The sequence below is a fragment of the Clostridium ljungdahlii DSM 13528 genome, assembly GCF_000143685.1.
Classification (GTDB): domain Bacteria; phylum Bacillota; class Clostridia; order Clostridiales; family Clostridiaceae; genus Clostridium_B; species Clostridium_B ljungdahlii.
On record NC_014328.1, the window covers coordinates 2,615,609 to 2,639,823 of the forward strand.

The following is a 24,215-nucleotide window of genomic DNA, read 5'->3' on the forward strand; positions in this document are numbered from 1 at the left end:
TTAATCCATTAAAAGTTTAGCTTTAACATAATTAAATACCGGACCGTCAAGGCAAATATATGTATCGTCCATTTTACAATGACCACATTTTCCTAAACCACAGCACATCTTTCTTTCATAAGAAACCCAAATATTTTCCTCTTTAATTCCCCTCTTCAAAAATTCTGCTATAGTAAATTTAAGCATTATTGGAGGACCTACTACTACTACCTGTGCTTCTTCCACATTATTTACATTTAAATCTTTAATATAAGTAGTAATTAAACCTACATTCCCACCATAACCTTCATCAGCCTTGTCCACCGTTAAAGTAACACCAATATTTTTTCTCCATTCTTCTATATTCTTTTTAAACAATATATCCTCTGGTGACTTAAATCCCATTAAAACATTAAAATTTGTAACTTCACTTCTATTAGCAGCAAAGTAATCTATAATACCTTTTACCGGTGCTAGTCCAGTTCCTCCTGCAGCTACAATAAGTTCTTTTCCCTTGTACGTCTCTAAGTCAAAACCGTTTCCATAAGGTCCCCTCATAAATAGAGTATCTCCTACAAAGAAAGTATGAATGACATCTGTAACTACTCCCACACGTCTTATAGTTAAACCTATATATCCATCTCCTATTTCACATACAGATATAGGAGCTTCTCCATATTTAGGTATGGAAACCTCAAAAAATTGTCCCGGCTTCACAGTTCCTTTAAACTCCATTTTAAATGTATAATCAATATCCGTATGTTTTGTAATATCTAATATTTTACTAGCCTTTGGCAAATATACATTTTCCATTTATTTCACCTCTCCCACTGCATCATTTAACTTGTTAACACAATTTGAAAAAGATATATATTCTGGACATGCATCATCACATCTTCCACATCCAACACACATGTTATATCCAAATCTCTTCTTAAAGTCATAAACTTTATGCATAACTTTAAATCTCATTCTCTGTCCTTTATCCTGTCTAAAACTATGTCCTCCAGCTATATCCGTATATCCATCAATCTGGCAGGAAGTCAACACTCTTCTTCTCTCTCCTACATTTTTATTATCTTTATAGAAAATATCCTGCATATTAAAACATGTACATGTTCCACAAACAAGGTTACATCTTCCACAAGAAATACATCGTGAAGAATACTCTTCCCACAGTGGAGCACTAAATACACTTACATCCATATTTTCAGGGATTTTAACCTTTACATCGTTTTTTGTTACAAAGTTAGGTTCTACATTACATTCTGTCATTCCATCAAAGTAATTTTTAAAGCTTTCATCTTTACACTTTACTGAAACTTTCCCATCCTTATGTTTTACAAATAAGTCATAGTTTTCTATCTTATTACTGCCCATACTTACACAGAAACAGTTTTCAAAGCTGTGTTCACATTCCATAAGTGCAAATTTTACTTTATCTCTTACTTTTTTATAGTAAGGATCTTCTACACCATTTCTCAAATAAATTTCATCAACTCTCCTTACAGCATTGATGTCACAGCTTCTTAAAAATATCAATATCTTTTTGTCATCCACTTTTGGTTCCATTACAGAATCTTCTGTAAAATAAAACAAGGTTTTAGTTATTGGAAGCATCACTTCTTTTGGTGAAAAGTTTGATTTTTCATCAAATATTATTTCTTCAATAGTATTTATCTCTGCATACCTAACTACATCTGTATCCGAAAATCTTCCCTTACCTTTTAATTTCACTGGAGCATAGATTTTGTACTCTTCTTGCAGCTTTTTTAAAAAATTATCAAATTCCACATTACTAATTTCAAATCCCATTCGTCAATTCCCTCCTTAGAATTCTTGTAAACCTAACAGCATGTAATCATCGTTGTTATATATTTAACATATCATAAATGTAGAAAATTTAACGTGATACAAATCACGTTATGGTCAAAAAATAAAAAACTGCATTTGCATTATTTTCTGCAAATACAGCTTTCCACTAAACTCCCCTAAAATACATCGACATCACCTTGGGATCTATAACTATTATCTTTTTATGATGAAATTTTATCATACCTTTTTTTTCAAAATTGTTCATGCAGCGTGAAATAGTCTCTCTTGTACTACCAAGCATCTCAGCTAAATATGTTATGCTTATATTCAAGTCAATAACTGTACCTTCTTTTGTTTCCACTCCGTAATCTCTGGACAATTTCCAGAGTTTTGCTGCAAGCTTTTTATCCATTTTTATAGGTACGGTGTTTTTCAATTGCCTGTAGAGTCTTCTTATTTTTTTAGCCATGGAATTAATTATAATATGCGTAAGTTCAAAATCCCCTGCCATTATTTTTAACAAATCATTTCTAAAAAAATACAATATATAACTATCTTCAAAAGCTTCACAACTTATGGATGCAGGTAAATTGTCAAAAATGACTTCATTTATAAATTCTCCTCTGCCTAAAATATATATGACCCTTTTTTGTCCATCTTCTGATATCTTATACATAGTTACTTTTCCACTTAAAACAATATAAATTTTATCTACTTTGTCTTTTTCACAAAACAACTCTTCACCTTTAGTAAGTTTTATCTTAAAAGCCTTTGTCTGCATCAATTTCAACGTAGATTTATTTATTTTTTCAAATAAGGGAATCCCGCTAAAATCATTATCAGAAACTTTTGCCATAACTTATATCCTCTGGCTGCGTTTTTCTATACAAATACTTTCCAAGAGGTTTATCTTCAATGAATTTTCCACTAGATATAACCTTGTTTCCCCTCAAAAAAGCATGCAGCACTCTTCCTTTCTGTTCAAAACCTTCATAAGGAGTATAATCTACATTTTGCATTTGATTTTTAACACTAATAGCTTTAGAAAAAGCAGGGTCCCATACTACAATATCGGCATCGCTGCCCACTGCAATAGTTCCTTTTTGTGGAAAAAGGCCAAATAATTTAGCAGCATTAGTTGAAGTAAGCGCAACCATTTCATTCATACTTATCCTGTTTTTTAGAACTCCATAAGTATACATAAGCCCAATTCTATGTTCTACACCTGGAGCCCCATTTGGAATCTTGCTAAAGTCATCAATGCCAATTTCTTTTTGACCTTTATAATTAAAAGAACAGTGATCTGTTCCAATGGTCATTATCTCTCTGGAGCTTATCCCTTTCCACAACGCATCATTATCATATGTTTTTCTAAGTGGAGGTGACATTACATATTTTGCTTCCTCAAAATTATGGCTGTTCTTATCTCCATAGCAGGAATCGTCCAGCAGTAGATACTGAGGACAAGTCTCAGCATAAACCTTTATTCCTCTCTTTTTAGCATCTAGAATACTTAATAAGCCTTCTCTAGTACTTAAATGTACAATATACACCGGTGAATCTGCAATTTCTGCAATATTAAGCAGCCTTGCAATTGCCTCTTTTTCAACTAAAGCAGGTCTTGTCAATGGATGATAATAAGGGGATGTGTTTCCCTTTGATTTAGCTTCATTTATAAGTGCTTCTATAATATCGCCATTTTCGCAGTGAAAAGTTATCAGGCTCTTTAATTCTTTACTTCTTTTTAAAACTTCAAATATTACACCGTCATCTACCTGAAGTGTTTTTTTATAGGCCATATATAATTTAAATGAAGTTACCCCTTCTCTAACCATATCTTCCATTTCACAAGATGTCTTGTCACTCCAATCCGTAATACCCATGTGAAATCCATAATCACAATAGCACATTCCATCTGATTTTTTATGCTGCTTTCTTAAGGCTTCTTTTAACGTCTCTCCCCTATTTTGTGTAGCATAATCTAATATTGTAGTGGTACCTCCAACTAAAGCAGCTTTTGTTCCAGTTTCAAAATTATCTGCAGTTACGGTAGAGCCACTTTCCAAATCAAAGTGAGTATGAGTATCTATACCACCCGGTAAAATATAGCATCCTTTTACAGATATGACTTCATCTCCACTTTTTTTTATATCATTTCCTATTGAAACAATTCTTTCATCTTCTATTCTTATATCTGAATAATAAGAATCCACAGCAGTTATAATTTTTCCGCCTTCAAGTACTACGCCCATAAGCAAAGCCTCCTTTTTTATATATTCTAACACAAAGTCATAAAGATAATTAACTTCCACAATTTAAAAACTTTGCGAAGCAAAGCTTTTAAAAATAATAAAGCCCAAATAACAAAGAACAGATAAAGATGATTTCCATCGTACCTCAGGAAATCTACAATTTTAATATTTCCTGACGTTAGGAAGAAAATTATCCTTATTTGATATTTGAACTTTGAACTTTGTTATTTAAAAAATTGCTTCGTAAAATTTTTGTATTGAGTCAAAATCTGCATATGCAAAAATCAAGTATTCATTATTTATCTAAAGTAATAACTGTTCCCGTCTTACCTTCCAAGGCATCTTCACCTTTATAAAGCGAAGTAATTATTGACCTGTGACGGGAATTTGACTTTGCAAACATCACTGCTGCTTTTACTTTTGGAAGCATTGACCCTGGGGCAAAATGACCTTCTTCAATATACTTTTCTGCTTCTGCTACCGTAATGTGATTAAGGTCAACTTGATTAGCTTTTTTAAAATTAAGTGATACTTTTTCAACTTCTGTAAGTATCATAAGAATATCTGCATTTACATCTTCCGCAAGTCTTTCAGCTGCAAGATCTTTGTCTATGACTGCCGCAACACCTTCTAATGATCCATCTTCTTTTTGGGCAACAGGAATGCTTCCACCTCCAGCTGCTACGCAAATAGTAGAATCCCACAACACTTTAATTGCCGGAAGTTCAACTATTCTCTTTGGAACTGGTGAAGCCACTACTCTTCTCCACCCTCTTCCAGAGTCTTCTTTCATCACGTAACCTTTTTCTTTTTTAAGTTTTTCCGCCTCTTCCTTACTATAAAAAGTACCTATAGGTTTAGTTGGATTTTTAAATGCAGGATCATTTTTGTCAACTACTGCCTGAGTTATAAGTGTTACCACTGGCACTTTCTTGTTTCTCTTATCTAAAGCCTTTCTTAGTGACTGCTGAATGTGATATCCTATATATCCCTGGCTCATGGCACTGCATACATCAAAAGGCATGGATGGTGTAACACTACTAGCTGCTTCTGATGCAAGCAAAATTCTTCCCACTTGAGGACCATTTCCATGAACTATTACAAGTTCATATCCCTTACAGCTTATATCTGCAATATATTCACAAGTTTTTTTTATTACTTCTAATTGTGCCTCCGCTGTAGCTTTCGTACCAGGTTCCTGAAGTGCATTTCCACCTAATGCTATAACCAATTTACAAAATCCCATTATAATTCCCCCATATAATTATTTAGTCACATAGGATATTGGAATAAGCGCATACATTGCTGCACATTTTACTAATTCATCTTTCCATGTCTTTTCATTAGGTGCATGTGCTTGATCTTCGTGGCCTGGTCCAAAACCTATACATGGTATTTTATATCTTCCCATAATGGAAACTGCATTTGTAGAAAATGTCCATTTATCTACCTTTGGTTCACTCTTAAATAAATCCTTATAGCAAGTTACAACATTTTGACATACTTTATGATCTTCAGGCAGTACCCAGGTTGGGAAGAAACATTCCGTTGGATACTTTAATCCTGTATAAGAAGGTCTTTCATAAGTGTACATTTCAACTTCAGCCTTTGCAGCCTTAACTGAAGGTAAATTCTTAATCTGATCAATTGCATACTCCCAGGTTTCACCAGCAGTAAGCCTTCTGTCAACAGAAATACTACATCCATCTGCTACAGCACATCTTGAAGGTGATGAAAAGAATATTTCAGATACGGTTAATGTACCCTTTCCTAAAAATTCATCATTGATTAATTTTTCATTTAAATCCTTTAGCTCATTTAATATAGGAGCCATTTTAAAAATTGCATTATCTCCTCTTTCCGGTGCAGAACCATGACAGCTAATTCCATGGGTTGTAACTTTTATCTCCATTCTTCCTCTATGTCCTCTATATATATTTAATGAAGTTGGTTCTGTTATAACTACAAATTCCGGCTTTACTTTATCTTCATTGACTATATACTGCCAGCATAATCCATCACAATCTTCTTCTTGAACAGTACCTGTTACTACTAATGTATAATCTCCTTCAAGTCCAAGATCTTTAATTATCTTACCTGCATAAACCATGGAGGCCATTCCTCCCTCCTGGTCTGTGACACCTCTTCCTAAAATAACCTCATCATCTTCATAGCCTTCATAAGGATCGTATTTCCATAGATTTCTATCACCTATCCCTACTGTATCTATATGAGCATCCATGGCAATTAGGTGTTTTCCATGTCCTATATATCCAAGTACATTGCCCATGGGATCTATTTCTACTTTGTCAAAACCTACTTTTTCCATTTCCTGTTTTATTCTAAGTATAACTTTTTCTTCTCCACAGCTTTCACTTGGAATTTGAGCCATGTCCCTTAAAAATCTACATATTTCAGGTTTATACTTTTCTGCCATATCCAATATTTTTTCTTTATTCAAATCTAATGCCATTTAAAATTCCCCCTATTTTATCTATCTTTAGAAACGCTTCCAGAGATCTTGTGCAAGTTCCCTGCTTCTTGCCATAATCCTTTCCTCGTCAACGCCTACAAGTTTTCTATCTTCCATAATAACTTTACCATTTATAATGGTTGTATCTACACAGCGTCCATTAATGCCAAATAATAAGTGTGAATTAATATTGTTTTCATTTATTGGTGTAGGTGCATTGTAATCTACAATAATTATATCTGCAAGAGCACCTTCTTTTAAAATGCCAATTTTTCCATCAATAAATCTTTCAACAATTTTTCTATTATTATAGAAAAGCATTTCTGGAATTTCAGTCCAAGCTACAGTAGAATCTCCAGTAGCATGTTTATGAATAATATTTCCAACTTTATAAGATTCCATCATATCTGAAGTATAGCCATCTGTACCAAGGCCTAATAGAATTCCTTTTTCATACATTTTGAGTACAGGAGATACACCTACAGCATTACCCATATTAGATTCAGGATTGTGAACAACTATTGCATTTTTTTCTTTAATCAAATCTAGTTCTTCATCCGAAACATGAATACAGTGGACTAAAATTGTCTTATCAGAAAGTGCTCCTGCATCATACCATCTCTGTACAATGCCCTTACCATATTTTTGTTTAGTTATCTCTAGATCCTGTATGCCCTCTCCTGTATGAACATGAAAACCTGTATTTAAATTTTCTATGGCATCCATACATTTTTCCAAAGTTTTATCTGAAATTGTCATAGAAGCATGAAGTCCAAACATACCTTTAATCATGTCATCTTTTTTATCATTACAATACTTAATGAAGTCCACATTTTCAGCAATACCTTCATCAGTAATTTTTTCTCCATCTCTATCTGAAGTTTCATAACATAAGCTGCTTCGGATACCTACCTTTTCTGCAGCCTCAGCTATTTTAAATAAACTACCTTTAACTGAATAAGCACTTGCATGGTGATCAAAAGCAGTTGTAACACCATTTCTAACTTCATCAATCATCGGTACAATAGCACTATAATAAATATCCTCTGGAGTTAATACCTTATCGAGTCTCCACCACAATCCTGTAAGTATGTCCATAAGATTTTTTGCTGGAGGACTGTCATTAGCCATCCCCCTAGCAAAAGTACTATAATAATGCATATGGGTATTAATAAATCCTGGCATAACAAGCCTACCCTTTGCATCAATAAATCTTGCATCTTTATATTTTTTCTTCAATTCTTCTGTCAAGCCAATTTCAATAATTTTATTTCCGGAAGCAGCAATACATCCATTATCAATAATTGGTCTAGCATCATCTCTAGTAATAAGCTTACCATTTCCTATTAATAGCATATATTTTCCCTCCTAAGTTTTAATATTAGGTCACAGCATATAACTGTACTTATCTATGCAACTTTTAATTATACATTCCATTTCTTTTGAGATAATATTTTCTTCACCAATAGTGTACATAGCAATTTTGCCGCTTTCCTCTCTAACTTTACAAATGCCTTTTTTAATATCAATAACACAAAATCCCTTATTTGTACTATTTTCAAAGTCATTTTCATTCCAGAAGACTGTCACTTTATCTTTATATGGATTTCCCTTATATGGACAGAAAACTCCACAATTTCCACATTCGTTGCACATACCATCTAAATGTATAACCTGACGAGAAGACGAAAATCCTCCTCCTACATTAATAGCTACATTTGCCCTATTTGGACAAACATCAACGCACAATTCGCAAATATTGCTGCAGGAAAGGCATCTTTTATATTCTTCTTCACAGCTTTTAGGATCCTTTAGTATACCCTTTCTGCTATATATTTGTTTTTCATCTATATGGATAACTTTTTTCTCAAAATCATTGTTCAATTTTTCTTTTGACAATATATTCTTGGCAACTGCTTTTCCATCTGCTATTGCCTTGACAATAGTAGCCGGTCCGCATTTAGCATCACCTGGAATATATACATTGGAAATATTAGTTTCACAAGCTTCATTCAGTTTTGGGAAATCCTTAGAATCTAATTCTATTCCATTTCTTTTTAATAAATCACTATCCACTTTTTCTCCTACGGCAGCAATAACCGTATCTGCATCTAATACAACCTCTTTGCCAGTTGAAACAGGACTTCTTCTACCTGAAGTATCTTTTTCTCCTAATATCATCTCTTCACAAAGCAATTTATTATCTTTAATAGCTATGGGTGCAAGAAGTTCTTTAAATACAATGCCATCAGAAATAGCTAACTTTAATTCTTCAGAATCTGCAGGCATATATTCCTTGGTCCTTCTATATACAATTGAAACAGTCTCCACTCCAGCTATTCTCTTAGCTGCCCTTGCTGCATCCATTGCTACATTTCCGCCTCCAATAATGCAAACATGTTTTCCTAAATTAATGTTTTCTTTTTCTGCTTTATATCTTTCAAGAAACGCAATGGCATTCACTGCTCTTTCCTTACCTTCTTTTAAAGATAACTTTCCTGGTTTCCAGGCACCTATTGCTAAGATAATATAATCATATTTTCCTTTCAATTCATCTATATTAAAATTTCCATTAATTCCAAATTCAAATTTCACTCCTTGTTTCTTTACAAGCTCAAAATCCTGGTCAATCATCTCAGATGGAATTCTAAAATCCGGGATAACATACCTCACTACACCATAAGGTTTTTCTTTTTTATCCATTACAGTTACATCCATACCATTTCTTCTCAAGAAAAGAGCTGTTGAAAGTCCTGCAGGACCTGCACCTATAACTGCTACTTTTTTATTACTTCTTATATTCTGAGGTTTGATATTTTTAATGTACTTCTTCTCAGCATTTAAGACAGCAATTTTTTTCATATCTCTAATTAAAACAGATGAATCGTAGTCCAATCTAGTACACTTAAACTGGCAATTGTGATTACAAATAGTTGCTGTAATTGCCGGTGACGCATTGTCCTTAGCAATTATAGAAAAGGCTTCATCATATTTCTTTTTACCTACTAAGGCCACATATTCAGGAATTTGCTGATTTATAGGACATCCTATGCTGCAAGGTGCTGTCATGCAATCATAAGTAGGAAGTTCTACAGAAAGTTTTCTACTTCCTACAGTTCTTGAGTTTTTAAGATGATGATCATCTTTTAAAGCTTCTTCTGCCAATTTTGATAGCATATCTGTATCTATTCCTGAGAATTTACCTTTAAGCTTTCTCTCTACCTTCTGAGCCATTTGCGTTATTCTCTCATATCCACCTGGCTTTAAGATAGTGGTTGCAAATGTCACCGGCTGAATTCCTGTAGTTAAAATTTTATCCACATTAAAGAAATCTGCTCCTCCTGAATAGGATACCTGTAAATCTCCACCAAATTCTTCAGCTAATCTACTTGCCAAGGATATTGTAAGAGGGAAAAGAGAACGTCCTGACATATACATTTCTTCTCCAGGTAATTCTTTGTTTTCAATTTTTACTGGTAAAGTATTAGTAAGTTTAACTCCTATTTCTAAATTCAACGTCTTTGCAGTATCTTTCAAACGCTGGAGCATTGTCACAGCGTCCCCATACTGTAAGTCATTTTTAAAATGATCTCCATTTAAGGTTATATAACCATATCCCATTGTGTTAAGCGTATTTCTAACAAATTTTTCTCCTAAAAGAGTTGGATTCATCTTTATAAAAACATTTAAATTCTTTTCTTTTAGTAAATAATTTGATATCTTTTCTATTTCCTCTGGAGGACATCCATGCAGCGTAGATACTGTAATGGACGAACAGACAATTGGGGATATTTCTTCTAAATCTTTTTCATTAAAATTGGAGAACAAATTCATATGAGAAATAATTACTTTTTTACACTCATTCCATACTTTTGTATTAGAAGCATTTCTCATGCCTTCAATATAGTTATTCATTTTAGGAGATTTAATGCCATCTAAATCATATCCTACACTCATGTTAAACATGAAATCTCTTTGCTTACTTAAATTAAGTTCCTTCATTAAAATATGAAGCAGGAACCAAGCTTTTATATACTCACAGAAAGCCTCAGATACTTTTAGTTCCGTAGACCATTCCACATTGTAGCATTCATCTTGTGCACAAATACAAGGTTTAGCTACTGCTAGATCTTCTCCATCAATAACCTGTACTGTTTTTAATTCAATAAATCGGCTCCCAGTTAAATAGGCAGAAACAATGTTCTGAGTCAATTGAGTGTTTGGCCCAGCAGCAGGTCCAAGGGGTGAAGATAGATTTTCACCAAACACTTCAATTGATTTTTCACTTTCATTTTTATAAAATTTATCTTTATGAATTCCAAAAATAGATCCCTTTTCTTTTAATTCTTTTATAACCCAAATAATCATTTTTTCAAAAGAAATAGGGTGCATTCTATCACTCATTTATATTCCCCCTAAGATATACTTTTACATTTTATTTTGCTAAAAATCTCGGTGGCTTTGAATCAATAATCTCTGTAAGTGTTTTTACAGGATCTTTCACCTTACTTAAGAAAATCATTGAAGCAACAATGTAAGGTTTATATCCTGCTTGTTTATAAAGTTCTTCACGATAACGATCAAATACCGAAGCAGCTACTTCACCCTGCTTACAACTTACTCCCGTAATATCTGCAGGTAAACAGTGCATATATAATGCTTTAGAATCTTTAGTGAGCTTCATCATTTCTTCTGTGCATTCCCAGTCCTTATAATTTGCATTTTGATTTAAGAGTTCTTTTTCAAGTACCTCTATTTCATCAAATTTACCTTCTCCATATAAGTTAGTACGCTTTTCCATTGCTGCAAATGGAGCCCAACTCTTTGGATAAACTATATCTGCATTCTCAAAAGCTTCTTTCATGGAGTTAGTTTTAATAAATTTACCTCCACTTATCTCAGCATTTCTTCTTGCAACATTCTCTACTTCTGGCAATATATCGTATCCCTCAGGATGTGCAAGTGTAACTTCCATACCCATTCTCGTCATTAAACCAATAATTCCTTGAGGCACGGATAATGGTTTGCCATAGGAAGGAGAATATGCCCAGGTCATAGCTAGTTTTTTACCTTTAAGATTTTGAGCTCCACCAAAATGATGAATTAAATGGAGTAAATCAGCCATACATTGAGTTGGATGGTCTATATCGCACTGAAGATTTACAAGAGTAGGACGCTGTCCAAGTATCCCAGCTTTATATCCCTCTTGAACTGATTCTGATACTTTATGCATATACTTGTTTCCTTTGCCTATAAACATATCGTCCCTAATGCCTATAACATCTGCCATAAAAGAAATCATATTTGCTGTTTCACGAACAGTTTCTCCATGGGCAATCTGCGATTTTCCTTCATCAAGGTCTTGAACCTCCAGGCCAAGTAAATTACATGCACTTGCAAAACTAAATCTTGTTCTTGTAGAATTATCACGAAACAGGGAAATTGCTAGTCCACTATCAAATATACGCGGTGATATATTATTCTCCCTCATCTGACGTAAAATATCAGCAACTGTAAAAACTGCTTTAAGTTCTTCGTCTGTTTTTTCCCAGGTTAAAAAGAAATCATTACTATACATATTTTTATAATCTAGTTTCTTTAAATTTTGAATAAGTTCTTTTAATTTTTCCATAAGATATGCCTCCTAATTGCAATGATTGAATTAGTATATTTTAAAATTTTAATATAAATATATTTTATCTTAGATATGGTATATTTTAAAGTTGGACTAACTAGTTAGTATAATTCGATTTTATAATAATAAAATATCTTTGTCAACATTAAAATATTTTTCTTTTAAAGTAAAATAATGTCTAATATTACTTACAGTTTGCATATTGTACAATTTCTTCTTAATTATAATGTTGACAAAATGCCATTAATATTATTAGAATAAATTATACTAACTGGTAAATCCATCTTATATTTACAATACACTACAATGCTTTGCTATAATGTGTTTACCTATTACTTGTCAGGTACAGGCATCTTAGATATCAGGTTCAACTCTTACTCCCTTAAAAAACAAAACCAAAACTCATCATTTTTATTAATTTCTTTCATGGTATAAGGTAGAGTATTAGAGTAGATAGTCATTAATTCAACTTTTGCAGTTTTCTTAAAGAACAAAGTAAAAAGTTCAAATATCAAATAAGGATAATTTTCTTCCTAATGTCAGAAAATATTAAAATTATAGATTTCCTGAGGTACGATGGAAATCATCTTTATCTGTTCTTTGCTATTTGAACTTTGTTATTTTCAAAAACTTTGCTTCGCAAGTTTTTAATATTAAGTCAAACTTTCATATGTGCAAAAGTTGAATTATTAAATAAATTTAATAGGGGGTTTTACAAATGTCAGAACAATCTGTAAAAAATGTAGACAAAGTAAACGAAATGCTTCCTCTTCCAAAACTTTTTACCTTAGGACTCCAACATGTACTTGCAATGTATGCAGGTGCTGTAGCCGTACCTTTACTCATTGGTGCTTCTGTAGGTTTGACACCCAGACAATTAGAACTTTTAGTAGCTGCAGATTTATTTACTTGTGGTATCGCAACTTTAATTCAAGCAATTGGCATAGGCCCTTATGTAGGCATTAAACTACCTGCAATTTTAGGATGTACCTTTGCTGCTGTTGGTCCACTTATCATTATCGGCAAAAGTTATGGGATGCCAACAGCCTATGGTTCCATAATAGTAGCAGCACTTGTTGTGGTATTAATTGCACCAATATACGGAAAAGTGTTAAGATTTTTTCCGACAGTTGTAACAGGTACAGTAGTCACTATGATAGGTCTTTCTCTAATTAACGTGGGCATTAATAGCATTGGTGGTGGTTCAGGCGCTAAAGATTTTGGAAGTATCTCCAACCTTCTACTAGGCACATTTGTAATGATAGTTGTTATATTTTCCAATAAGTTCTTTAAAGGATTTTTTCAAGCAATTTCTGTTTTAAATGGTATTATTTTAGGCACAATAGTTGCTGCATTTATGGGAAAAGTAGATTTCTCAGTAGTTGCGAGTGCAAAATGGATAAGCCTTGTTCGTCCATTAAATTTCGGTATACCAAAATTTAATCTTGCCTCTATCATTATGATGACCTTTGTCATGCTTACAGTAATGATCGAATCAACAGGCACATATCTTGGAATAGGTAGAATATGTGAAAGAAAGATTACAGAAAATGACATTGTACGAGGTCTTAGAGCTGAAGGACTTGCAACAATTCTAGGTGGTATCTTCAATTCTTTCCCTTACACAACATTCAACCAAAATTTGGGACTCCTAGCTTTAAGTAAAGTAAAAAGTCGTTTTGTTGTAATCGTTTCCGGTATTATTCTCATATGTCTTGGATTGATCCCTAAATTTGCAGCTTTAGCTACAATCATCCCACAGCCTGTTATAGGTGGAGCCACAACTATAATGTTTGCAATGGTAGCCGTAGCCGGTATACAAATGCTCTCAAGTGTAGACTTCGACAAGAATTCAAACATGCTGGTTGTTGCCTGCTCTATTGGCATAGGTCTTGGAGTTACTATTGTTCCTACTATACTTGATCATACTCCTCAATTTTTCAAGTCAATCTTCAGTAGTGGTATAGTTTCTGCATCTGTAGTTGCAATAATTCTCAATGCATTTTTAAATCACGGTGAAAAAAATGTTACTAATATTGAAGTCTCCTCTGAAAATACTCCACAAAAATATTAGTAGCGCTTGTTAAAAGCACGTAATCTACTATTTAAAACCATTCATGTCAATATATTGACATGAAGATAATTCAGAATTATAATAAAAGTGGATTAACTAGTTAGTAATATTTATTTAAAACCAATTTGCTCGTAAAAATTTACGATTTGGAGGCGACTTGTTGTTGAAATGGATTGTTAATAATAAAAAAGATGTTAAGGCACATACACCTTTATTAAGTAAAAAAAATTTATGTGAAGTTAAAACTTTTCATGAAAGTTTTGAACAATATAAAAAAACTCCTCTTGTTAAGTTAGATGGATTGGCAAACTTTTTAGGACTATCTAATGTTTTTGTAAAAGATGAATCTCTTCGTTTTGGATTAAATTCATTTAAAGTGCTAGGAGCTTCTTATGCCATCGGAAAACATCTTGCACAAAAATTAGACAAGAATATATCAGAACTTCCTTTTTCAGTACTAAAATCTGAGAAAGTAAAAAGTGATTTAGGGAACCTTACTTTTGTTGCCACTACAGATGGCAATCATGGACGTGGAGTCGCCTGGATGGCAAAACAACTGGGATACAAGTGTATTGTGTACATGCCTAAAGGAAGCACTCAAAACAGATTAAATAACATAGCTGAATTTGGTGCAGATGTCAGTATAACTGATTGGAATTATGATGATGCAGTACGTTTTACAGCTAAGCAAGCTTCTAAAAATGGGTGGGAAGTCATTCAAGATACATCTTGGGAAGGATATACTGAAATTCCTACATGGATCATGAAAGGATATTCTACTTTAGCGCAAGAAGCTATTGAACAGTTACATGGAACTGTTCCAACTCACGTATTTTTACAAGCAGGTGTAGGAGCCTTTGCTTCAGTTATAGCAAGCGTATTTGTTTCTGCATTTGAAAAAAATCCACCAAAAATTATTATCGTAGAACCTGAAAAAGCTGATTGTTTTTATAAATCCTGCAAAGCAGGTAAAATTGAGGCCGTCACAGGAGAAATGAATACGATAATGGCTGGACTTGCCTGTGGTGAACCGAATCCTATGGGTTGGAATATCTTGAAATACTGTGCTGATGCATTTGTGTCAGTTCCTGATTGGGTAACAGCAAGAGGAATGCGTGTCTTAGGAAATCCTCTTAAAGGTGATAATAGAATAATCTCTGGGGAATCAGGAGCTGTAACAGCAGGACTCCTATCCATTTCTTCAGAGGATAAATATAAGGACTTACGTGAAACATTAAAACTTGATGAAAATTCTAACGTTTTACTCATTAGTACAGAAGGAAATACTGATCCAAAGGTATATAGAAACATTACTTGGGATGGTGACTATCAGAGTTTAATATAGGGTTGACAAATGAAAAATAAACTTATACTCCGCATGTTTTTACAACCACAAGCCCGGTTAAACATTTTGATAAGTCTAAGCAGAAAATTTATACAAATCTAAGGACTTTTGAAAACTCGTACCCCAAACAATTCAAAAGTCCTAAGTTTTGTATATAAATTTTCCACTAAGACTTATATACAAAATGTTTAAATGTGCTTGTTTATTGTAAAAATATTTCTACGTATAAGTTTATTTTTATATAGTAATTACTCGACTTTCACACATGTAAAGTTTTTGAGTTGATAGTAGACAATTGACAGTTTCAGTGACGTTTTGCTTTAACAAAACGAGCCTTCACTGTCCACTATCAATTGTCAACTTTCAACTAAATTACAAAAGTTGAGTTGATTCTAATTAAAATTTTAAAAAAGAGGTAATCCAATTGTTAGACATTTTAATAAAAAATGGTTTAATTGTAGATGGTACAAATACTACTCCTTATCATGCAGATATGGGAATCAAGGATGGCAAAATAATAAGTATAGAGAAAAATCTATCAAGTGAAGCAAATGACGTTATTGATGCCTCTAGATTAATAGTTTGTCCAGGCTTTATTGACGTGCACAGCCATAATGATCTAGTGCCTTTTACTTGTGAAAACCTTAGAAATTCAAAGTTACTTCAAGGGGTTACTACTGAACTCGTGGGTCAATGTGGCTTAGGGATTTTTCCCTATATAGAAAGTCAGGATAATGCATGGAAAAATTATGTTGTTGGAATAGTTGGAGGTGCTGATCTAAAATGGCACTTTTCTGACCTGAATGAGTATATGGCTAAAATCAATTCAATGGGATTAAAAAACAATTACGCTTCATTAATTTCCCAGGGTGCTGTCAGAACAAATGTAATGGGATTTGACCCTAGAATACCTACGCAATGTGAAATTGACCACATGTGCAGGTTAGTAGATAATGCTATGAGAAAAGGTGCTTTTGGAATGTCTCTAGGTCTTCAATATATGCCTGGTATTTTTAGCTGTAGAGATGAATTAATTGCTATGTGTAAAGTTGTAAAAAGTTATAATGGGATTGTTATGGTTCATGTTAGAAATCACGATAACACTATAAATAATGCTTTAGAAGAAATTATATCAATTGCCAGAGAATCTAAGGTAAAGCTTCAGATTTCCCATATGAGATCTTATAATTCAAGTGAATTAGGCTTGAATGCTGATTCACTTATTAAAATTGTACAAAAAGCAATTGATGATGGTATAGACATTACTTTTGATGAACATCCCTATCTTTCCGGCAGTACCTTAATGACTCAACTTTTACCGCCCTGGCTTACAAAAGAAGGAGAAGGTACCTTATTAGAAAAATTAAAGGATGTTCAAGTATTAAATAGAGTTAAAAATGAACTTTCTAATACAAAAATCCATTACCCTGCATGGGATAATTACAGTGCAATAGCTGGTTGGGATGGTATCCTCATCACTTCACTTAAGAAAGATAAAAATTTGAAGTACATTGGAAAAACCGTTGGAGATATTTCAAGGGACTTGGGAATACACCCGGTAGACTTTATATCTAAACTACTTATTGAAGAAAATGCAGGAGTTGGAATAGTTACCTTAAATATATTTTCAGAAGAAGACACTATAAAACTCATACAACATCCCCTACAGATGGTATGTTCAGATAGTATACCTGCCGGTGTTCCACATCCACGTTTCTATGGTAATTATCCTCTTTTTATAGGTAAATTTGTGCGAGAAAAAAAAGCTATTAGCCTTGAAAATGCCATATACAAATCAACGCTATTCCCTGCAGTTACATTGGGTTTAAAAGATATAGGTAAATTAGCTCCTAACAATATGGCAGACATCACTATATTTGATTTTGACAAAATCATAGGTTATGAAGATTACAAGAATCCAACTAAATCGCCTATTGGTGTAAAATATGTATTGTTAAACGGAAAACTTGCTGTAAAAAATGGAGTTGTATGCAAAGGTAATTATGGTAGAGTTATAAGGCACACGTAATTATATTAAGTTAAGAATTAAGGATTAAAAATTAATAGTTACTGATATTTTAATTTAATATTATATTTTCCATAAATTTATTTTATTACCACACGATATAATATATATAACATGCAGTTAATGACTACAATTATACTTACAGAAACTTAATGGGAGGGACATTATGGAAATAAAATTGGATTATAAAAATACAAGTAACAAAATCGTTAGCGATCCTTATAATAATAAAGTTTGCAATGATTTTAAGTCATGTATTTATCAATTGAAACCATATTTAAAAACCTTTTCTATAAGTGCAAAATTCTATAGTGATTCTAATTGAAATTTTAACTTATACATAAAATATACTAACAAAATTGAAATTACACTTAAAAACTTTTTTCATAAGTCTTAGTGAGGTATTTTAGAAAATCTTAGAAGATTATATATGTCTGAGGTACGAGTTTATATAATCTTCTTTAGATTTTCTAAATACTGAACTTTAGACTTATAAAAAGTTTTTAGTGTAATGAAATTTGTTAGTATATGCCTGGTATAAGTAAACTTTTTACTTAGAAGCTAAATCCCATTGCTTTCAAGGAAATCACGAAGTAAATTCATACATACAATCTTTCTATATTCTGCTGAAACCCTTCCTTTTATAGGGATAATAACCTTATCATATGCTGCAAGGTACTCTTTCTTAACAGTTTTTGCTTCTTCAATAGTCTTGCCAATGAGCATTCTATCAATAACTGGCAGTCTTATAATAACATCTTTAACTGCGCCAAAGGCTGTACTGCAATTACAAATTTTATTATTTTCTACATTAAGGATACCAGCAAAAGATACCCTGGAAATTGCTAAGGCATTTCTTGCCCCTACCTTCTTATAATAATAATTGTCAAATCCTTCTTTATTCATAAGAACTTCAACAAGCAGTTCATCTTTTTTGAGGGAAGTCTTTTTTCTACCAAGATAAAATTCATTAATAGGAATAATCCTCTCCTCTTTACTACTTACAATACGCAGTTTAGAATCCGTAACAAAAAAGATAAGTGCACTATCTGCTTTAGGTGAGCCATTACATATATTACCGCCAACAGTACCTAAATTTCGAATTGCAGGTGCTGCAATTTGCGATACTGCTTCTTTTAAAATAGCAGGAGTCAATTCATTTTCAATAATATCCGTAAAAGTACACCCCGCACCGATGTGAATATACTTTTCATCCTCTAATATATTTTTCATCTCAGATATTTTATTTAAGAACAAATATCTAGCATTTTCATCTGCCTTAATCATTAAATCCGTACCTCCTGCATAAGGAGTAACCTCCTCTTTTGCAAGAACATCCAATGCTTCCTTTAAAGATGATGGTCTATAACTATTTACCATAAACCTTTCCCCTCCTTTGCTGCAATACCAATAGCCTTAACAATAGCATTATAGCCAGTGCATCTACATAGATTTCCAGAAATACCTTCTCTAATCTCTGCTTCTGTAGGATCTGGATTTTTAGAAAGTATGCATTCAGATGCAAGTATCATACCTGGAATACAAAAACCACACTGTACAGCACTAACAGAAGCATATGCCTTATCAAGGACTTCAAAACGTTTGGTTTCACGATATCCTTCAATAGTCATAACCCTACTGCCTTCTATACTGCCTACTGCTACCATACAGGAATTAACTAGCTTGCCATCAACTATAACAGAACAGGCACCACATTCACCTTCCTTACAGCCGCACTTTACACCAGTAATGTGTAATTCATTTCTAAGTACATCAAGCAAACGCTCGCTTCCCCTGGCAGTAGATGTAACTTCTTTTTCGTTAAGAATAAATTTTATCATTACTTAAGCACCTCCTGCAAAACCTTCATAGTATCCTCTTGAGTAAATGGAGCTTTATTCAAATTTACGTCAAGTGCATTTTCCATAGCTTCCACATATGCTGGAGCTGCACCAACAAGAGGAAGTTCACCAGCACCTTTAGCTCCATATGGGCCACAGTTATATGGATTATCTACTATTTCAGTTACAAGATTCGGAACATCTACTGCTGTAGGAATGATATAATCACTATAGCTATTATTACGGATTACGCCTTTATCATTGCATTCCATCTGCTCCATTGAAGCATATCCAATGCCTTGAAGGAAACCTCCCTGCATCTGTCCTTGTATAATGTTCATATCAATAGGAACACCCACATCAAAAATACCCCATGCTCCAGTTACCTTTGTAATAGCAGTAAGTGTATCCACCTCTACTTCAATGACATTAACAGACCAGGAAAAGGTTGGATAAGCATCTCCTTTGAATTTTTCAAGACTAAATGGAATTATAAAGTCGGGCTCCACAAAATGTTCTTCTACAATCTGTTCTTCCCCAGTTTTCCATTGTCCTTTCAGTTTCTCTGCTGCACGCCTAAGCAATTCTCCAACTACCATTAAAGAACGGCTTGCTACAGTAGGCCCTGAGTCAGGTACATGGTCTGTATCCGGATTGTTTATAAGCACCTTATCATAAGAAATGCCAAGGGTATCTGCAACAATTTTAGAAAAAGTAGTTTTAATACCCTGACCTATATCCGAGTTACTTACTAAAAGTTCCACTGTATCATCAGCATTTTTTCTAATTTTTACAACAGCTTTTATGAGATCACGTTCTCCACTTCCTGTGAAACCACATCCATGGAAAAATAATGACATTCCTATACCCTTTCGGTATCGTCCCTTTTGATTTTTATACATATGGCGCTTTTTACGATAGTCAGCAAGCTCATCAGCTCGCTTGATCATTTCAGGCAGCGATACATGGAAATGATACTTTCCACTTGTAGAAGTAGAATCACCCTGTTTAACCATATATTTTTCTTTCAGTTCAAGGGAGTCAACACCCATTTTCTTTGCAATGTGATCCATCATCATCTCTACTGCAAAGAAAGTCTGTGGAGCACCAAAGCCACGATATGCACCACAAGGTACTGTATTTGTCTTAACTGCACGTCCTACGACACGCAAGTTTTCTACCCTATATACGCCGTTTGCACAAATTACTCCACGCTGTAAAACAACAGGAGAGAGGGTTGTATATGCACCACTGTTGAACAGTACGTCAATATCCATACCTGTAATTTCACCATCTTTAACTGCTACTTTATAGGTACAGATAGATGGGTGACGTTTTGAAGTAAACTCCATGTCTTCACGTCTATCAAATATTACTTTCACTGGTTTATTTGCCTTTTTAGCTGCGACTGCAGTTTGACATGCAAGTATAGAAGGAAAGTCTTCCTTACCTCCAAAGCCTCCGCCAGTAACATCCTGAATAATCTGAATATTTTTTTCATCATATCCTAAAGCTTTGGAAACTGCACCATACACATAGTAAGGACACTGCATAGAACCACGTATTGTCATTCGCCCATCATGCGGATAAGCAATTATACCCTGAGTTTCAAGATATGCCTGTTCCTGATAACCAGTTTGAAATGTTTCAACAAAAACCTGATCAGCTTCTTTTAAAGTCTTAGAAATGTCTCCTTTTTCACACTTGTAATGGAAGAAGACTGTATTAGATTTTTGCATATCCAAAACGGGAACCTGTTCTTCATATACTACAATAATCTCACTTAAAATTCTATTGACTTCTTTAAGTCTAGGTCCCACAACCATCAAAATAGGTTCACCTACATATTCCACAGTATCTTCAGCATAAACGGGTGTATCATTTTCCACAATTGCAACACGATTTACACCTGTTACATCATTTTTGTCAACAACAAAGTAACCATCAGGTAATTTAGGAATACTGATATTAGTGATTTTTGCCCTTGCCTTTGTGGAATGCAATAGTTTGCCGTAAAGCATATCATCTATCACATGATCATCTACATAAAGGGCATGGCCACTTATTTTTAATTCATGATCTTTTTTCTTTACAGACTTACTAATATTTTTCATACAATACCTCCCTATATTCAATTCATAAAAAAGTAATATACTATTTTTTTAACTTTTTATAAAATGTACCTTTTAACGGCAGTTGACTACGGAATTTACCATCTAATCTATAATATGCATGAGAACAAGCTGGCGCTGTCGGAATCAAACATAATTCTCCACAGCCTTTTGCTCCGTAAGCCTCAGGAATCTTTCCTTTACTTTGTACAAGAATAACTTCGAGCTCTGGAGCATCTGTTGATCTCATAAGTCCTAGTGTACCCAGCTTTGTCTTAGGATAGCCGCCTTCAACTTTAAATTCTTCTGTTAGAGCATATCCAAGCCCCATAACAATGCCACCTTCAATTTGTCCTTCAACAGCCTGAATATTGACAGGTGTTCCAACGTCATAAGCTGCAACTACTTTTTCCACTTTTCCTTCTTCATTTAAGATAACAACCTGAGCCCCATAACTGTAGCTTACATGGCTTACTGGATTTTTCTTTGGAGATCCCATTGGATCTGTCTTTGCAGAATATTCACCATAAAATTCTCTTCCTTCTAAATCAAAAAGAGTCAATCCTTTGTCCAATTCTGCTTTTAATTTTTCAGATACACGCCTTACAGCTTCCCCAGTTACCACAGTCTGTCTAGATGCGGTACTAGTTCCTGAATCAGGTGTATGAAAGGTATCTGCTCTTTCATGAACAGTAAGTGCTGGATTTAAGCCTGTTGTTTCACATAATATGGTAGTACACATTGTTGCAATTCCCTGTCCCATACAGGCTGCAGAAGTTTTAATATGAACTTTCCCATTTTCTACAGATAAAATGCAGCGGCCAATATCCTTATTTCCCACTCCAGTTCCACTGTTTTTAAAAGCTATGGCAATTCCTGCATAAGGATTTGATTCATATACATCTTTAACAGCCTCCAAACATTCTACCATAGCAACACTTTCATCTGCTATTTGACCATTTGGAAGTTCCTGCCCTGGACGAATTGCATTACGGTAACGCATTTCCCAAGGTGAAATGCCCACCATCTCTGCCAATAAATTGATATTGTTTTCAGTAGCAAAACAGCTTTGTGTTACACCAAAACCACGAAATGCTCCAGCAACCACGTTATTTGTATAAACTGACATACCTAAAATGTCAATATTCTGATAATTATATGGTCCTGCGGCATGAGTACATGCTCTTTGTAATACAGGTCCACCAAGGGATGCATAGGCACCTGTGTCTGCAATAATTACACCTTTCATAGCTGTCAAATATCCATTTTCATCACAAGCTGTTGTAAATTCCATTTCCATTGCATGACGTTTAACATGATAATCTAAGCTTTCCTGTCTTGAAAACTTTACCTTTACCGGTTTTTTTGTGTACCATGCCATTAATGCTGCAAGATGCTGGACACTCATGTCTTCCTTGCCGCCAAATCCTCCTCCAACAAGCTGTGAATGGCAGTGTACTTTTTCTTTTGGAATTTTAAGCATATTTGAAATTTCACGCTGCTCATCGTAAACAGATTGTGAGCCAGAATAGAGTAAAATACCATCTTCTCCTTCAGGTGCTGCAATTGCGCACTCTGGTTCCATAAATCCGTGTTCCTGAAATGGAGTTTTATATTTTCTTGTCACTACATATTTAGAATTTTTAATTGCTTCATCTGCATTTCCACGCTGCAGAATAGAACGACTCATAATATTTCCATCTGCATGTATTAGAGGTGCATCTGCTTTTAGGGCATCTTCAGGAGAAGTAATCGGTTCCAATTCAGTGTATTCTACATCAACTAGTTTACACACTTCATCCAGCTTATCCTTATGGTAAGTTGCCACAAGTGCTAGTGAATCTCCTATATATCTGGTTGTCCCACCTTCTGGAATCATTACATCCCAATCCTGTTTTATGTGTCCAATAATATTATTTGGAACATCCTTTGCCAGTAAAATTTTCACACAATCCGGGTGAGCTTCTGCCTTTGTAATATCAATTTTATTTACAATAGCCCTTGGGTATTTAGATCGAACCGTTTTGGCATAAATCATTCCAGGCAGCTCCATATCATCTACAAAAATACCTGTTCCATTTACCTTTTCGTCTACATCCACTCGCTTAAATTTCTGATTCATCTTCAATTTACCTACAGGATCTGGTATTTGAAGATTATCTCTAAAATATTTTGCTGCCATTAAAATAGCTTCTTCAATCTTCTTATATCCAGTACAGCGACAGATATTACCTCTAATCGCCTTTTTTACATCTAACTTTGTTGGATTAGAATTGACATCTAATAGAGCTTTTGCACAAATCACCATCCCAGGAATACAAAAGCCACACTGTACTGCACCTGCTTCTCCAAAACAATATTCATAAACTTCCTTTTCCCTGTCACTTAATCCCTCAATGGTTAAAATTTTTTTTCCTATAAATTTTGATACTTTTTGTACGCAAGCTTTTACTGCTTTTCCATCTACTAAAATAGTGCATGTTCCACATGCACCTTCGCTGCAACCGTCCTTTGCAGAAGTGATCTTCAAATCATCTCTTAAAAAACGCAATAGGGGTTTATCAGTATTCGAAGCTACATCCTTACCATTAATATTTAATGTAAACATAAATAACCTCCTATTTTATAAAAATTTAACAATTTATTGTTATAATTATTATAAAA

Annotated in this window: 17 protein-coding genes; 4 read left to right on the top strand and 13 right to left on the bottom strand. The window is 33.9% G+C overall.

The genetic code is table 11. The features are described from left to right. The 9 genes from asrB to ygeW form a co-directional block, all read right to left on the bottom strand. Complete coding sequence (gene asrB, locus CLJU_RS11685; protein WP_013239024.1) at window positions 1-792, bottom strand: anaerobic sulfite reductase subunit AsrB; 792 nt, start codon at window positions 790-792, stop codon at window positions 1-3. Further along, window positions 793-1,794, bottom strand: coding sequence for an anaerobic sulfite reductase subunit AsrA (gene asrA / locus CLJU_RS11690; protein ID WP_013239025.1), 1,002 nt, complete (start codon window positions 1,792-1,794; stop codon window positions 793-795). A gap of 166 nt (window positions 1,795-1,960) precedes the next feature. After that, window positions 1,961-2,650 carry a Crp/Fnr family transcriptional regulator gene (locus CLJU_RS11695; RefSeq protein ID WP_013239026.1) on the bottom strand — a complete coding sequence of 230 codons (690 nt, stop codon included), beginning with the start codon at window positions 2,648-2,650 and terminating at the stop codon, window positions 1,961-1,963. Next, on the bottom strand, window positions 2,634-4,046 hold the full coding sequence (hydA, locus tag CLJU_RS11700) for a dihydropyrimidinase (RefSeq protein WP_013239027.1): 1,413 nt from the start codon (window positions 4,044-4,046) through the stop codon (window positions 2,634-2,636). Before hydA ends, CLJU_RS11695 begins: the two co-directional genes overlap by 17 nt. 295 nt (window positions 4,047-4,341) lie before the next feature. After that, window positions 4,342-5,292 carry a carbamate kinase gene (arcC, locus tag CLJU_RS11705; RefSeq protein WP_013239028.1) on the bottom strand — a complete coding sequence of 317 codons (951 nt, stop codon included), beginning with the start codon at window positions 5,290-5,292 and terminating at the stop codon, window positions 4,342-4,344. A gap of 18 nt (window positions 5,293-5,310) precedes the next feature. After that, the gene (locus tag CLJU_RS11710; RefSeq protein WP_013239029.1) at window positions 5,311-6,519 is read right to left on the bottom strand and encodes a YgeY family selenium metabolism-linked hydrolase; all 1,209 of its coding nucleotides are present in this window, start codon (window positions 6,517-6,519) and stop codon (window positions 5,311-5,313) included. Window positions 6,520-6,546: 27 nt separating this feature from the next. Then, the gene (ssnA, locus tag CLJU_RS11715) at window positions 6,547-7,875 is read right to left on the bottom strand and encodes a putative aminohydrolase SsnA (RefSeq protein WP_013239030.1); all 1,329 of its coding nucleotides are present in this window, start codon (window positions 7,873-7,875) and stop codon (window positions 6,547-6,549) included. A 30-nt stretch (window positions 7,876-7,905) separates the two neighbouring features. Further along, on the bottom strand, window positions 7,906-10,923 hold the full coding sequence (gene ygfK / locus CLJU_RS11720; RefSeq protein ID WP_013239031.1) for a putative selenate reductase subunit YgfK: 3,018 nt from the start codon (window positions 10,921-10,923) through the stop codon (window positions 7,906-7,908). Window positions 10,924-10,954: 31 nt separating this feature from the next. Further along, on the bottom strand, window positions 10,955-12,151 hold the full coding sequence (ygeW, locus tag CLJU_RS11725; protein ID WP_013239032.1) for a knotted carbamoyltransferase YgeW: 1,197 nt from the start codon (window positions 12,149-12,151) through the stop codon (window positions 10,955-10,957). A gap of 721 nt (window positions 12,152-12,872) precedes the next feature. Between ygeW and CLJU_RS11730 the strand changes: the two genes are divergently transcribed. From CLJU_RS11730 to CLJU_RS22605, 4 genes are all read left to right on the top strand, one after another. Further along, complete coding sequence (locus CLJU_RS11730; RefSeq protein WP_013239033.1) at window positions 12,873-14,228, top strand: nucleobase:cation symporter-2 family protein; 1,356 nt, start codon at window positions 12,873-12,875, stop codon at window positions 14,226-14,228. Between the two features lie 163 nt (window positions 14,229-14,391). After that, entirely contained in the window at window positions 14,392-15,573 is a 1,182-nt protein-coding gene (gene dpaL, locus CLJU_RS11735; protein ID WP_049781919.1) for a diaminopropionate ammonia-lyase, read from the top strand. A 424-nt stretch (window positions 15,574-15,997) separates the two neighbouring features. Continuing rightward, entirely contained in the window at window positions 15,998-17,602 is a 1,605-nt protein-coding gene (locus CLJU_RS11740) for an N-acyl-D-amino-acid deacylase family protein (RefSeq protein WP_013239035.1), read from the top strand. A gap of 163 nt (window positions 17,603-17,765) precedes the next feature. Then, entirely contained in the window at window positions 17,766-17,924 is a 159-nt protein-coding gene (locus tag CLJU_RS22605; protein WP_023161845.1) for a hypothetical protein, read from the top strand. A 236-nt stretch (window positions 17,925-18,160) separates the two neighbouring features. Here the strand turns inward: CLJU_RS22605 and CLJU_RS11745 are convergent, their stop codons facing one another. From CLJU_RS11745 to xdh, 4 genes are read right to left on the bottom strand one after another with little or no spacing between them, the layout of a single operon-like run. Then, window positions 18,161-18,979, bottom strand: a complete 819-nt coding sequence (locus tag CLJU_RS11745; protein ID WP_013239036.1) for an FAD binding domain-containing protein — start codon at window positions 18,977-18,979, stop codon at window positions 18,161-18,163. Beyond that, the gene (locus CLJU_RS11750; protein WP_013239037.1) at window positions 18,973-19,440 is read right to left on the bottom strand and encodes a (2Fe-2S)-binding protein; all 468 of its coding nucleotides are present in this window, start codon (window positions 19,438-19,440) and stop codon (window positions 18,973-18,975) included. Before CLJU_RS11750 ends, CLJU_RS11745 begins: the two co-directional genes overlap by 7 nt. Further along, window positions 19,440-21,554: a xanthine dehydrogenase family protein molybdopterin-binding subunit gene (locus CLJU_RS11755; RefSeq protein ID WP_013239038.1), complete on the bottom strand. Its 2,115-nt coding sequence runs from the start codon at window positions 21,552-21,554 to the stop codon at window positions 19,440-19,442. Before CLJU_RS11755 ends, CLJU_RS11750 begins: the two co-directional genes overlap by 1 nt. Before the next feature lie 40 nt (window positions 21,555-21,594). After that, window positions 21,595-24,159 (bottom strand): selenium-dependent xanthine dehydrogenase, encoded by a 2,565-nt coding sequence (gene xdh, locus CLJU_RS11760; RefSeq protein ID WP_013239039.1) that lies wholly within the window; start codon window positions 24,157-24,159, stop codon window positions 21,595-21,597. Window positions 24,160-24,215 lie beyond the last annotated feature (56 nt).